This window comes from Micromonospora sp. WMMD975 (assembly GCF_029581215.1).
Lineage (GTDB): Bacteria > Actinomycetota > Actinomycetes > Mycobacteriales > Micromonosporaceae > Micromonospora.
Window position 1 is genome coordinate 3,526,932 of record NZ_CP120739.1, and the last position, 13,726, is coordinate 3,540,657.

The following is a 13,726-nucleotide window of genomic DNA, read 5'->3' on the forward strand; positions in this document are numbered from 1 at the left end:
GGCGCGGCACCCGGGGACGCAAGAACCGCGGTTGGTGCCGGCACGGCCGCGAGGGCACCCCGTGCGGACGATCGGGGCAAGTAGCTGGTGCGGCGGTTTCTGAGATGAGGCTGCCGGTGGGAGCATCTCGCTGGCCGCCGCTGCCGTCCTGCTCGTGTCGCTGGCGGTGCACCGCCTGCGCGACGGGTTCAGCGCGATGTTCCTCACCGCGTCGCGACGGGGGCCGCCAGGATCAGGCCGTCCTTCTTGCCGTGTCGATGAAGCCGTTTGGTGCCCTCGGCTGATTCAGTTGCATGAACGAGCCGGTAGGCTCGGGCTACCGGCCGATGAACAGTCCTATACGGGGAGTCGATGGGACAGGACCTGGTCTATCTCGTCGAGGGGTCGTCAGCTACCCCCGCCGTTCGCGTTTCGCTGGCGGAGGCAGGGCTGAAGGAGCGCGAGGACCTGCAGGAATGGGTGGTGGCTCACCCCGAGGTCATTGCTGATGGCGTACGGGTCATCACGACCGAGTACGACAGGTGGTCCACCGGCTCTGGGACCAGCGCCCGGCAACGCCTGGACGTGCTGGGTCTCGACCGCGCTGGTCGGCTGGTGGTGGTCGAACTCAAGCGGGAGCGAGACCGGGACATCCATCTGCAAGCGTTGACCTATGCCGCATTGGTCTCCCGGTTCACGATCGTGACGTTGGCGTCCGTTCACGCCGATTTCCTGAGCCGCCGCGGTCAGCCGACATCGCCCGACGAGGCGATGGCGTACCTCCGGGATCATGTCGAAGGCGACTTCGACGCGGAACTGCTGGTCAATCCTCGTATCGTGTTGCTTGCGGCCGATCACCCGCCGCAGGTGGTGACCGCCGTGGACTGGCTCTGCACGGTCAGCGGGCACAGACTCAGCATCGAGTTGCGCACCATGAGTGCGTGGCGGGTCGGAGACCAGATCGCCGTGCAGTTCGACTCGATGTACCCGGTCGTCGGCATTGACGACATGCTGTTGTCACCGACCGAGGCGAACGCGACGACGACAACGGTTGCCGAGAAGACCACCGAGGCGACCCGCGCGGCCAACACTGTGCAACGGATCATAGACAACGGCCTGCTGGCGATCGGCGCTCCGCTGAACCTGCAACCAACGACCGAGATTCCCGCCGATACACGCGCAGCGATCGAGGCATGGGTGGCCGAGGAACCCTCCCGCGGGCGCGCGGCGTGGACGGCGGACAGCGCCGGCCCGCTGCGCTGGGAGGGTGACGGCAATACCTGGCGGCCCACCACATTGATTCGGCACATCATCAAGCAAGCCAGCGGCCTCGACCGCGGCGGCCGAGGCCCTGCCTGGTGGATTACCGAGGCCGGCTCAGACCTGACAGCCCTCGCGTACGGCAGAAACACCCGAGACTGGACGGACCTACACCAACTGATAGAGCAACTCCATCCCGGAGAATGGACCAACTACGGGGAGCTAGCGCAAATCATCGCGGTCCCAGCCATTAGCGTCGGCCAGCACATCGCAACCTGCCCCGAATGCCCCTACGGCGCTCACCGGGTCCTGACCTCCACAGGCAAGCCGGCAGGAGGCTTCCGATGGACCGACCCCACCATCGCCCAGACCTGCCAGGAGGTCCTAACCGATGAAGGGGTCACCTTCGACCCTGACGGTCGAGCCAACCCAAATCAAAAAATCTCCGCAGCAGCACTCCAGCAGCGGCGCAAGCTCGGCAACATTCCCAGCCAGAACGCGCCGACTATGTAGCTGTCCGTGGCCCTCGATCGCGCTGACCTCCTCCTACCTCTCCCCATCGGAGGCACGAGCAGCGCGTGCGGGTCCCGCGAGCTTTCGCAACGGCGACAGTCAGGCAGACGCCAGCTTGAGCCCCTACCCGACAGCCCTGGACCGGTTGCCGCCGTCCGGCCTGCGGTAGCCGGCTGCTGAAAGCAGGGCGGCGGGACTTCACCGGAGGAAGGTTCAGCCGGAGCTGCTGCTCTCCTCGCAATCTTTACAGCATCACGGCATCGCCAAGCCCGCCCTCCGGGAGTGTGCCGTGCTTGAAGAAGCGCGCGCGCTGCACCTCATGATGGATTGTGGTTCGGAACTCGCTGCGGAGCCCGATCAACGATTGCGCCAAATACCTTGGCTCGCAGCCGATGATCTCGGGAAGTTCAGCCGTCAGCAGGTGGGCGTGCCAGCCGAGGTACAGCCCCACCGACCGGATCGTAAAGGAGTCAGCTGAGTCGGACAGGACGTAACCCAGTAGCTGATCCATGAATTCCTGCAGTCCCGGTGCGGGATCGGCATACACCTTGATGTCGACCAAGCAGCCGCCGAGGACGAGGTCTCCAACAGCGAAGGCATCGTCGAACACGGGCTGGGTCACACGTGGGATCCCGAGTCGCACCAACTCCTGACGACCACCGTCGAGGTAGGCGTGCCAGAGAGCTGCCATCGCTTCTGCCACGCCGGCGGGAAAGGCGTGCGGCCACACCTGCTCCTGCATGATGCGGTACAGGCCCTGCCACTGCTGCCGGTCAGGCTGGCGCGTCCTGCGGAGCAAGCCGGCGAACTCGGACAGGTTCCACGCGTCCCGGTGCAGCTGCCCGCCCGCCCCGCGAGGATCCCAGTGGGCACGTCTCCCCCAGCTGCCGAACTCTTCGGTGGCTGGCGGTGCAACGCCGACCTTCTGAAGTCCGGCTGCGGTCAAGACCCGTGTCACTTCCCCCGGTGGCAACATCGGCAGCAGCTCTGGATACGGGGCCTCGTCTGCTAGGTCGAAGCCGACCCGCATCTCGAAGGCCGCCCCCAGTCGCGGACGGTCAGATGGATCAAGAGTCACGGGGGCCGGCACCGGCGCAGCCAACACCAGCTCCTGCGCCCAGCGGTCCACGACGCGTTCCCGTCCGGGCAGCCGATGACGCAGGAACGTCGACGACGAGGACGACGGGTTCCGAATTTCATCGATCAACGTCACGATTTAATCGTCCCACCACCGTCTGACAATGCTGAACGGGCCGAAGCCCCCTGATACCGCCTCGGGGAATAGCGAAGGTCGACCGCGAGGACAAGCGAAGCGGTCGCCGGTTCACGGCAAGCTTGGCCGCGTTCGTGGGTAGAGGCCGCCAGCTGCTCGGCTCTTCGCCGCGGTCCCCAGTAGAAGCCCGCCTGGGACTCCGCCACGGGCAGTGTCGGACGGACCGCAGTGGTAAAACTGTCGGACAAGTCCAGTGATCCACGCTGACACCAGCCACCATGGAGTGCGGCAGTGAGAGACAGCTCGCAGGATCTGGCAAACCTCATCTGGTCCACCGCCGACCTCCTGCGAGGCCCCTTCCGCGCGAGTGAGTATGGTTCGGTTCTCCTCCCCTTCACCGTGCTCCGCCGCCTCGAGTGCCGCAAGCTGCTCGGCGGCCAGAGCCTCGTCTTCCAAGTGCACGCCGGCACCGATCCACTTGAAGCCCTCCGCACCATGCACGACAACGCCCCGGCGAAGCTGGCCGACCTGCTAGCCCAGCTCGACTTGCACGCCATCGCCTCGCGACTCGCCGATGCCGGCCTCCTGCCCCTGGTGATCGCTCGGTTCGCCGCACTCAACCTCAGCGAGCAGGCCGTCCCCGACACCGAGATGGGCTCAGTCTTCGACGCGCTGATCCGCCGTTCCGCCGAGACCACGGCCGCCCTAGGCGGAGACCACTTCACCCCGCCGGATGTGACCGCCCTGCTCGCCATGCTGATCGTCGCGCCCGACGCCGCCCGACTAGCTCGCCGCACCGCCCCCATCCGCGTCTACGACCCGGCCTGCGGAGCCGGCGGCTCCCTCATGGCGCTCTGGGCCGCCACCGGTCAGCTGAGCCCAGTGGAGTTGTTCGGCCAGGATCTCAACCACACGTCATCCGCGCTGACCTCCGCCACCCTGCTGATGCACGGGCTCGACCCCGGCGGCATCGCCCTCGGTGACACCCTCAGCAACGACGCCCACCCCCACGACACCTTCGACTACATGGTCGCTGCCCCGCCCTTCGGCATGGAGTGGAAGAAGGTCCAAGGGGCGATCAAGAAAGAGGCCGCGCTCGGCGACGCCGGCCGATTCGGCGCCGGCCTTCCGCGCATCACAGACTCCTCGCTGCTCTTCCTGCAGCACATGCTGGCCAAGATGCGCCCACCGGAGGACGGCGGCAGCCGCCTCGCCGTCCACTTCAACAGCAGCCCGCTGTTCACGGGGACGGCTGGCAGCGGCGAGTCCGAGATCCGCCGCTGGATCCTCGAGAACGACCTTCTCGAAACCGTGGTTGCCCTGCCCGAGCGGCTCCTCTACAACACAAGCATCCCTACCTACATCTGGGTTTTGACCAATCGCAAGGAGCCCAGCCGCGCCGGCAACATCATCCTGATGGACTGCCGCCGGCACTTCGCGGCGATGCGTCGCTCGATCGCCGACAAGAGCAGATATCTGACGACCGAGCAGATCTCCGAGATCGCTGCGATCCGGCGGTCGGCCACCGCGACCGACACCGTCGCGCCCGACGTCGCCAAAGTCGTGCCGGTCGCCGACTTCCGCTACGAACGGGTCGTCGGCGGCGTCCCCCGCGTCGGCTACGAGATCCGCCCGTTCGCCTTCTTCTCCATCGCGCTCGGCGACGGCTTCGCGCCGCTCTCCTCGGTCGCGCAGGTCATGAGGCCCATCCATCCCGCCGGTACCGACCGGCCGCTGCTCACTGCCAAGGATCTCGACCGGCCCGACCTCTCCGCCGCTGATCTCGACACCGCCGAAACCAGATTGGCACTCACCCCGTGTGCCGCCGGCGACGTCGTCGGCCGCCCCGGCGACTGGCACCTGCTGCCGCCCGGCTTCGGCGAGGCATTCACACGCATGATCGTGCTCAGGCCGCTTCGCCGCACCGGCCGCGCGCTATGCGAGTTCCTCAACGCCCCGCACAACGCCGAGTACGACAACCGCCTCCACCCACTCACCGATCTGCCAGTGCCAGCCGAGATCCTCAACGACGAGACGTTCAGCGACCACCTTGAGAACCTCCGCCAGGCTCGCGCTGACCTCACCCGGATCACCGCCGGCATCCTCCCCAACGTATTCGAGGGCACCCGCGCAGACCTGGCCAAGACCCGGCGCGCAGTCAGCGTCTCGCTCGCCGAGGCGGCCCTCACCACAGAACTGCTACAACCGCTAGAGGACCCCTTCTGGCGCGCCGAGTACGCGTACCCGTTCCCCATCGCCGCGCTGGCCCGCCACTATCGGATCGCCGCCTCCCCCGCCCAGCGCAAGGAAGCCCTCCTCAAATTGGGCGAGTCGGTCGCCCGCACGATCGGGGGCCTTGCTCTTGCCGTGCTGGTCGGCCGCAACGACAACCGGATGTCGCCCGAGCTACGCCGCAAATTCGAGCGCAGCGCCACCTGGGGCACCTGGAACTGGATGATCAAGGACCTGCGCACGCCCGGCCCGGTGCCCGAGCTCCCCGAACTCGACAGCATCCTCGACGAGAACGGCACCCACACCCTGCTCACCCAGGCCCTTAAGTTCCGCAACGATTCCGGGCACTCCTTCGGCGTCCAGCCCGCGCACGAGCTGGAGGAGGAGATCGCCCAGATAGAGCCGGTCGTCCAGCTCACCCTCGAGTCCGCCAGCTGGCTCGCCCAACTTGAATACGACCTGGTCGACCGCTGCGAATACACCGGCACCGGCTTTCGCCTGATCGGCCGGCGGCTGCGCGGCAGCCACCCCGACTGGGAGCCGTTCGAACGCCTGGTCTCCGGCCCGGTCACCCCGCACCGCGTTTACGTTAACGGCCCCTCCAACAGAGCGGTGATCGAACTGGGGCCGACCGCCTGCGCCGAACTGTGCCCGAAGTGCCGCCAGTGGGAGTTCTTTGTCATCAATGAGGTCCACCGGCGCACCGCCACCCTGCGCAGCGGCCGCGACCACGAGATCGACCGCCAACTGACCTGATCAGCGGCGGTCTCGGGCCGTACGGATCCGGTGCGCAAGCAGCGACAGAACACTCGCCGGCCCCCGCCTCTCGAGGTCGGCCCACTCCCAGGCGAACGCCGCGTCCTTGCACTCGGCGAATCCCGGCGTCCCGTCACTCCCCCACCGCGCAGCCCCCCTCGCGGCTTCTTGACTGCGACGGGGTGTGCAGCGTTGGGGTTCGAGTCGCCTCGAAGGTCAATACCTCGAAATCGAGCTGACCTGGCGTGTTGGCTTTGGGTGTGTGTCGGGATCTACACAAACCAAAACCCAACCGGGTCCGACGCTGTCGGCGTCAATCCCGTTGCTATAGCGGCTGATCGTTGGCGGTGCTCCACTCTCAACACCTACCGGGTGGAGCAGTTCGTGGGGCGCCGCCTTCTCAGCGTCTTTGGGTTTCTGGTTCTGCTTCCCTTGCTCTCTTCATCTCTGCGCATCGCCTGCGCCGAGCGGCAGGCGATGTCCATTTGGTTACTGTTTAAGGGCTACGCTATGGAGCCGTTTTCATCAGCCATTCTTCGATGGCGTTGTAGTCCGCGTCGGTGAGGCCACGGCGTGGGTCGACACGATGCAGGAGCGCGGGAGCGCTGTGTTGTGCCGCCACCCAGGTCCGGTCGAAGTCGGTGATCTCGTCGTCGACCCATACGAACCGGCGGCCCGCGGCCCACTCGACGAGGTGGCGTGTCTTCCAGTGCAACCGACCGTCGTCGTCATCGTCGTCTGGCCAGTCGACGATCGGCAAGTGGGGCAGGCCGAGCCGCGGCGCGAGCACCTCGTTCGCTTCGGCCATCCAGGTCGTGGCCCACACCAGCTCGCACGACAACGCGGCCAGACGGCGGCCCTGTGCGGGGTCGAGCCCGGCCAGCAACGGATTGGCTTCGTCGCCCGCCTGCCGGGCGGCGCCGGCGAACGGCAGGAGCGTTCCGTCCACGTCGAGAAACAGCAGCGGACGCGCACCGATCCCGTGATCGGCGAGACGGCGTAGAACCGCCTCGCCGGAGTCCTCATCCGGCCAGATCTGGTCCGCGGCCCAGTCCAGCCACTCGTGCGGCGGTTCGTCAGCTTGGAGGTAGGCGATCCTTGCGGCCTCGTCCATCCCGGTGGGCTCCCACCAGTGCCACCAGACCATCAGGTGCCACTCGCCGTAGCCCATGCGCCAGCCGACGCTGTACCTCTCGATCTCCGGGTGCGCTCGCCACGGCGGCAGAACTCGGCCGTGAGTGCCAAGCTGTTCGCGCACCGCGACGTCGAGAAGTTCACGGGTCCGTTCGTCCACGAATAGACGCTCCCTCAATATCCGACAGCTCAGCCCCGGCTTCACACCATGATGGAGGTGATCCCGTCTACGACATAGCCGAGGTTCAGGTCCCGGTTCAGCAGCCCCACGAAGTGATCGTGTTGTACTCCGCGCTCCGGGTGCTCCCGGCACGATCAGCCGTAGGCGTACTCGTCGATGTCCAGCTCGGCGCCTGTGAGCCGCAGGAACTCGAGCGTCCGCCGGTCAAGGTGCCAACCCAGCAGCTGATGCTGTCCGGGTAGCTTCTCCAGTCCGCCGACCGGCCCGGATAGGTCTTCCGGCTCGCCCGCGGGATGCTCGAAAACCCGCACGACTTGAAGGACGGCCGATCCTGGACCGCCGTCTGTCCGGTCAAGTTCTGCCGCAAGCATGCCGACCTGCGGCGCGTGCACAAACAGACGTTCAACGATGTGTGCGATGTGCTCGTCAACGGTCATGCCAGAGGTTCGGCAGACCACCCGCCAGCAATGCGCGGCCGGAATCACTGGATCAGCCGGGCGGCGGCTGCCTCGAATCACGGCTTCGTCCGGCTCGATCCCAAGCCGGGCGGTGATCTCTGATGCGGTCATGCTTGTTGATTTCAGCGCGAAGTAGGCGTACTGGGAGATCAGCACTGAGCGACTCGATCTGTAACGTCGGCGGCTGTCATCGGTCCGCCTTGCCGTGGCCGTCGGCGCGAATGATCTCCGGGAGACGCAACAGTTCGTCGTCGCAAGCCAGCGACTCACCGGCCGAGACGAAGGTGAGCAGCCTGATCGGGGCGTTGTTGGCCGCAGCAGCTGCCATCTTGTGGTGTCCGTCGAGCAGGAAGTGGAACAGGCCCCAGTGCCGTTCCCGCCTGAACCACGGACCTTCGATGTCGAGCAGCCCGAAGGCGACGGCAGTCGGTCGGCCAGGCGCCTGGGAATAGCGCGCTACGACATCGGCGTCCAACTCGGTCGGGTCGCCCATCGGAACGGCGAACTCGAAGAGTTCGTCATGGTCGCCGACAGCAAGCCGATCGAGTCGGTAGTAGCTCGCGTTGGCAGGGTCGATGGAGTACTCGAACTCTTCGTTGCGCCAGCCGGCCGGCCCGTCGAGCGCGAAGTAGTCGTTCGTCGCGCCCGGCGCGGCGAGCGTTGGCAGCGTATCGAGGAGCATCACCTGGTAGTCAGCGCGCGGCAACTGGGCAGTGAAAGCGTCGATGACTTCCTGGTCAAGCCCGTTTAGTCCGGCGTTGAGACGATCTCGTACGGCGGCCGCCGATAGTGGCCCCGTCGGAGCGCCAGGCTGGCGGCGCAGGACGAGCCCGCAGGTGCCGCATGAGTAGCCGATCTGGTAGGCAGGGACGCCGTCGATGGTCAGGTAGCGGCTCGGCATCCTGCCCCCATCGACCCCAATCCGGGGGTTGGCGGTACCGAGCGTCATCAGCTCGTGGGCGATGAGCTGGCTCATACCGGCACCTGCCGACCGTCACGGCGCATGACCTGGCCGAGGACCTCATTCAGATCGGCTTCTACCAGGTCCAGCAGGTCGCCGCCGAAACACGCACAGCGATAACTCCCACGGGTGGCCGAAGGAGTCGGTTCGGTGATCGCCGGGAAGCGGCGCATGCTGGGTCGGAAGTCGAACGTTGCGTAGAAGCGGTCCCAGACCGCCGCCTCGTCGCCGCTCAACTCACGGTACGCCTTTGTCGCCATTCGTTGCTCACACTCGATCAGGCGCTGTAGTAGTTGGCGTACGAGGCCATCTGTGTCTCCACCGAAAAATCGGCGAAACCCCCTGCGGCCTCACTGCGGCGGATATGACCCAGCGCCTGCGCGGCGTCTTCGGAACCCTCCGTGAGCAGATATGCCTTCGTCTCGGCCAGCCCGCCGCCGCACAGCAACTGGACGTCGATCGAGCAGGACGCGTCCCAGCTTGACGACTTCGCCCGCCAGATCGTCAGGACATCACTCATCACACCGGCGTTGAACAGCTGGACGCAGCAGAGCTTCATCACCTCCGTATCGCCGTAGCCCTGGCTCTGCTGCTCAAGGTTGGTCTGTTTCGTGAGCAGGTCGCGGACCTGATCGAGGTGTTCTGCAGCTGGACGCAGGCCGTAGCGGTGTAGGATCTCATCCTCGTTCACTGTCACCACGTCCCCTTCAGCTGCCGGGCCGGAACTCGTGGACCACCTCGATCAGCCCGACGATGTGCCGGTTGAACTCGTCGAGTTCCTCGGCGGGCACCCACAGCTCGAGGATGTCGCGGCCGCCGGCCTGCCGGACCGGGTAGCGGGAGACGAACTCGCGGTCGACCTCGAACCGGGTGACGTAGCCGACGCCGGATGCGGGGACGTTCCAGTCCCGGGCGATCATGATCGCGTACTGCTCGTTGAGGACCGGGTAGAAGATCGGCTGGTCGGGCAGCCGAGGAGGCCAGGCTGTCCAGCCCGAGGCGCGTACGAGGTCGAGCTCCTTGGGGCCGGTCGGCCGCCACAGGGTCATTGTCTCGGTCATCGCCGCTCCTTCCTGGCTGGCGCAGAGTACTGGCTGGCCCACGACGTGGACCAGCCAGTTTCCGTCCTCAATGCCGTACAGGCCAGTCGAAGCCGAAGTGCCGGGCGGCTTCCGCGCTGCCGCCGGTCAGCCACTGCTGGCGGCGCGGGTCCGCGTCCGTGATCCGCCGAACAATCTCATCGGCCACGATCTCAGGGTCGCCCGCGGGCAGGTCGATCACCGCGACGAACTGCAGCCAGAGACCTTCCACACCAGCAGGCTGGTTGGGGCAAAAGTACGACACGTGCACCCGGCCCTGGTCGTCCGGGCGTGCTGCCACCCACCCAAGATGGCAGTCCCACCGGCCGAGCAGATCGGGATGTTCCCGTAGCCGCGCCCGCAGCAGCCTGGCGACGCTGCGGTCCGGCCACTCCCAGGAGTGATCGTTCTCAGCCCGAGCGATTTCGGCGTCGTACTGGCCAGCGTCGAAGCGAACGGTCGGCAGGTCAAGGCTGGACCGGTCGGGGTTACGCCAACCCCGCCAGATCACCTCGCCGTCACGGCGCTCGATGGTGACGTACAGCGCGCCGCAGCAGCCTTCGGTGCAGTCCGCCTCGGCCAGGCGCACCTCGTGCGGCTCGACCTCGGCGTGCAACCGGTGATCGGGACCTAGCAGGTACTCAGGCTCCTCGGCCGGTCCGGCCGCGAACACCTCGGCAACGACCGGACGGCCGTCGACGAAGACGCTTGTCTCGACAGCGCCACCGAGCGGCGGGTCCGGAACGGATACGCGGATCGCGAGCCGGCTGTGCTCGTCGTCCATCGAAAGCTCCGGCAGCGGCACCTGCCCGCAGGTGGTCCTCACCAGGGAGGCCCAGCGCGCCCGTTGGTAGATCGCGGGGTCGGTCGACCGTCCGGCGAGATCCAGGACACCTGCCCAGGCAGGCTGGTCGAGCAGACGCTCGAGCGTCGCCCGTACCCAACCCAGTTCGTCGCCCGGCCACTTGAGTGTTGCCGCCTGGCCTACATGGAGGTCCGCGAGCAGCGACACGATCATCGCGTACCTGTCGAAGGCGGCGCTCATCCTGCCGGCGGCCCGAGCAAAGCGAGCCAGCGCGGTCGGCGCATCGTTGTACCGGCGTAACTCCGCGTTGCCGGCACCACGCAGGGTCATGGCCACCAACAGCTGGCCAGCCTGCTCGACAACGTCCTCGCCGATCTCGTCATCACCGACGACATCCGCGAGCCCGACCGTCTCGGCGATCGTCCGCGCGTTCGTCACCGACGGCTCACCGGGCCGGACGCCCTCGCGCAGGAGCCAGCCGAATGTGACCGGCTCCGCGAGGGAGCACAACGCCTCGACAGCCTGAGCGTGCCGCCACGGGTCCGACCGTTCGGCCAGCCACACCAGGTCCCTGGCGGCGCCCGGGATCTGCCGAAGAACACGGATTGCTGTCTCGCCGAAATGCCTGCTCAGCAGGCCCAGCAATCGCACCGGTGCGGCGTCACGCGGCCCGGCCACGCCGCTCAGCAGCGCAAGTCCGACGGTGACCTTGCCGCGTTCACGGCTGCGGTATGCCAGTTCCCGTCCGACCCGACGCCGCCATGCCGGGTCGACAGACGCCACCGCCTCAGCCAGCGGCCCGACGAACCGCGGCTCCACACGCATCGACGTCAGCGCGTCGGACAGGAGCCCGCAGGCTCGGCCCGCGGAAGGCTCAGCCTCGTAGACCGACGTCACGACGTCGACCAGCTTCCGCTTGCGTGCGGCGTACGGTTCGTCCGTACGGGGCAGACCGGCAACATGTTCCGCGTCGGGATACGGCCGCCCGCCGTCCGGCAACGGTCCGTCAGGATGAGCGAACTGCAGGATCGTCGCGTGTTCAAGCAACGTGCGTGGTTCGAGCGCCTCGCGCTCGCCAGCGTCGCTCACCGGATCGGAGAAGACTCGATTCTGATCATTATGGCGACCACCATGCCAGCCAGGCACGTCATCGACAAGGCTATTCCGACCCGACGACCGGGCGCTGCCCGCTGTTCGGACAGAAAATCGGGCGCGAGCAGGCCCTGGCGCATCCCCGGATCAGCGACTTCTGGCAGGTGGTGGACTTCACCGTGGAGACCGACCCGCCGGTGCACGAACACCATTACGGGCATCAGCCCACCCTCGATGTCAGCCGGTCCATCTCGGGTGGGGAACGTGACGACCTCGGCGGAGCGAGCCACCTCGTACCGCCGGTGAAGACGATCATCCAGTCGCTTGCCGCCGCCGACATGGACGTCGCGGCGCTGCAGCCGCCAACCGTCGCTGCCCGAGGCGATGATGCTCGACCTCGCCGCGGAAGATTGCGCCGACGATCTCGGCCCGAACCGGCCCGCCTCCGGGTTTTCTCTGGGAAACCGTCCTGCGTGTCCCACGGCGGTACGTGGCGGCCGGGCACGTGAACCCGATTCGCAAAGCCGCGCAACCGGAGTCAGCCTCCGTCGTTCTATCGATGTGCTTTCCCTCGATGCCGCCTCGCCGCCGTCACCGGCCGGAGCGCCCAACGTCCTGGCCAGCCAAGCAACGATCTCTGCCGTCCTCACGGACTGGGCCGGCGCCGGGCGAAGGCAAACTGGCCGCAAGAGGCAGCCACGGATATCCGATGGGTTGCGGTTCGCGTTCTACGGTCGGATGTCCACAAAGGAGCACCAGGATCAGCAGACCTCGTACCTGTGGCAACACGAGAACGCATCCGAGTTGGTCACCGGTCACGGCCTCATCGTGGCCGAGTTCTTTGACGTCGGATACAGCAGGCGACTTCCATGGTCGCAACGCCCGAAGGCTCGCCAACTTCTTGCCGCCCTGACTGATCCCAACCGCCCGTTCGACACGATCGTGATCGGCGAGTGTGAACGGGCGTTCTACGGCAACCAATTCACCGACCTGATGCCAATCTTCGCCCGCTACGGGGTGCAGGTGTGGCTGCCCGAACTGTGCGGACCCTACGATCCGGGCAACCCGGTGCATGACCTGGCGATCCTTCAGCTATCCGCGCAGTCGCGGCGTGAGGTGCTGCGCTCGCGATTCCGCACCACCGCAGCGATGCGGGGACAGGCCCGCGAGCAAGGCCGCTACCTGGGCGGCCGACCACCGTATGGGTATCGGCTCACCGAGGCTGGGCCGCACCCCAACCGAGCCGACGCCCGGCGAGGCCGGCGTCGCCTGCGGCTTGATCCCGACCCGGCCACTGCGCAGGTTGTCACGTGGATGTTCACCCAGCGCCTGACCGGACGCAGCATCGCCAGCATCACGCGTGAACTCAACGAGAACCACGTGCCCTGCCCATCGGATGAAGACCGCAAGCGCAACAGCCACCGCACCAACGAAACCTGGTCGCTTCGGTCGGTGGCCGCGATCCTTGAGAATCCACGCTATACCGGTCACGAGGTCTGGAACCGTCAGCGCACCGACCGCGAACCCATCGACCCCGCCGCGCCCAGCCGCGGATACCGGGAGGTCCTGCGCTGGAACCCTGCCAGCGAATGGGTAATCTCCACTCGCGTCGTCCACCCGCCGCTGGTCAGCGAACAGGACTTCATCGCCGTGCAGGCGGTCCGCTCCACCCGGCCCACCGCAGACGGCAAACCACGCGTCTACCTGCTCGCTGGGCTTATGCAATGCGGCTTGTGCGGCCGCCGGATGGACGCCCATTGGGTCAACCACCGCCCCGGGTATCGCTGTCGCCATGGCCACAGCAGCGCCAAACCCGCCGACGCGACACGTCCAGGCAACCTGTATGTCCGCGAGGATCAAACCCTGGTCTACCTGAGCGGCCAACTCGCCCGCCTCGGCGCAGACCTCAACCAGCACAATCTGGTCAAGCAACTGCGAGACCATGGCATGACGATCATCTGCGGCGTGGATGGCTGGATGCTCGGCACCGTGGCCGATGCGACCCCGCAGATCCCCACCCAGAGGCGACCTGACTGGCTCTTCTGATCTTCATGGGGTAATAA

11 protein-coding genes are annotated in these 13,726 nt (G+C 66.7%); 3 read left to right on the top strand and 8 right to left on the bottom strand.

What is annotated here, in order from left to right:
- The first annotated feature begins 351 nt into the window (after positions 1-351).
- On the top strand, positions 352-1,752 hold the full coding sequence (locus O7613_RS15155; protein WP_282289107.1) for an endonuclease NucS domain-containing protein: 1,401 nt from the start codon (positions 352-354) through the stop codon (positions 1,750-1,752).
- A 244-nt stretch (positions 1,753-1,996) separates the two neighbouring features.
- Here the strand turns inward: O7613_RS15155 and O7613_RS15160 are convergent, their stop codons facing one another.
- A complete protein-coding gene (locus O7613_RS15160) occupies positions 1,997-2,965 on the bottom strand; it encodes a hypothetical protein (RefSeq protein ID WP_282289108.1) in 969 nt (322 codons plus the stop codon).
- A 291-nt stretch (positions 2,966-3,256) separates the two neighbouring features.
- Between O7613_RS15160 and O7613_RS15165 the strand changes: the two genes are divergently transcribed.
- Positions 3,257-5,953, top strand: coding sequence for an N-6 DNA methylase (locus tag O7613_RS15165; protein WP_282289109.1), 2,697 nt, complete (start codon positions 3,257-3,259; stop codon positions 5,951-5,953).
- A gap of 508 nt (positions 5,954-6,461) precedes the next feature.
- On the opposite strand, the gene O7613_RS15170 is transcribed toward O7613_RS15165, so the two are convergent.
- The 7 genes from O7613_RS15170 to O7613_RS15200 all read right to left on the bottom strand — a co-directional run bounded on the left by O7613_RS15170 (position 6,462) and on the right by O7613_RS15200 (position 11,717).
- Positions 6,462-6,932, bottom strand: a complete 471-nt coding sequence (locus O7613_RS15170; protein WP_282294545.1) for an HAD domain-containing protein — start codon at positions 6,930-6,932, stop codon at positions 6,462-6,464.
- A gap of 470 nt (positions 6,933-7,402) precedes the next feature.
- Positions 7,403-7,882 carry a DUF4279 domain-containing protein gene (locus O7613_RS15175; protein WP_282289110.1) on the bottom strand — a complete coding sequence of 160 codons (480 nt, stop codon included), beginning with the start codon at positions 7,880-7,882 and terminating at the stop codon, positions 7,403-7,405.
- A 31-nt stretch (positions 7,883-7,913) separates the two neighbouring features.
- Entirely contained in the window at positions 7,914-8,702 is a 789-nt protein-coding gene (locus tag O7613_RS15180; RefSeq protein ID WP_282289111.1) for a hypothetical protein, read from the bottom strand.
- The gene (locus O7613_RS15185) at positions 8,699-8,923 is read right to left on the bottom strand and encodes a DUF2716 domain-containing protein (protein ID WP_282289112.1); all 225 of its coding nucleotides are present in this window, start codon (positions 8,921-8,923) and stop codon (positions 8,699-8,701) included. Before O7613_RS15185 ends, O7613_RS15180 begins: the two co-directional genes overlap by 4 nt.
- A 41-nt stretch (positions 8,924-8,964) precedes the next feature.
- Positions 8,965-9,384, bottom strand: coding sequence for a hypothetical protein (locus O7613_RS15190; protein ID WP_282289113.1), 420 nt, complete (start codon positions 9,382-9,384; stop codon positions 8,965-8,967).
- Between the two features lie 10 nt (positions 9,385-9,394).
- Positions 9,395-9,748, bottom strand: coding sequence for an ADP-ribosylation/crystallin J1 (locus O7613_RS15195; protein WP_282289114.1), 354 nt, complete (start codon positions 9,746-9,748; stop codon positions 9,395-9,397).
- 67 nt (positions 9,749-9,815) lie between these two features.
- Positions 9,816-11,717 carry a hypothetical protein gene (locus O7613_RS15200; RefSeq protein WP_282289115.1) on the bottom strand — a complete coding sequence of 634 codons (1,902 nt, stop codon included), beginning with the start codon at positions 11,715-11,717 and terminating at the stop codon, positions 9,816-9,818.
- 270 nt (positions 11,718-11,987) lie between these two features.
- Between O7613_RS15200 and O7613_RS15205 the strand changes: the two genes are divergently transcribed.
- On the top strand, positions 11,988-13,709 hold the full coding sequence (locus O7613_RS15205; RefSeq protein WP_282289116.1) for a recombinase family protein: 1,722 nt from the start codon (positions 11,988-11,990) through the stop codon (positions 13,707-13,709).
- Positions 13,710-13,726: the final 17 nt, after the last annotated feature.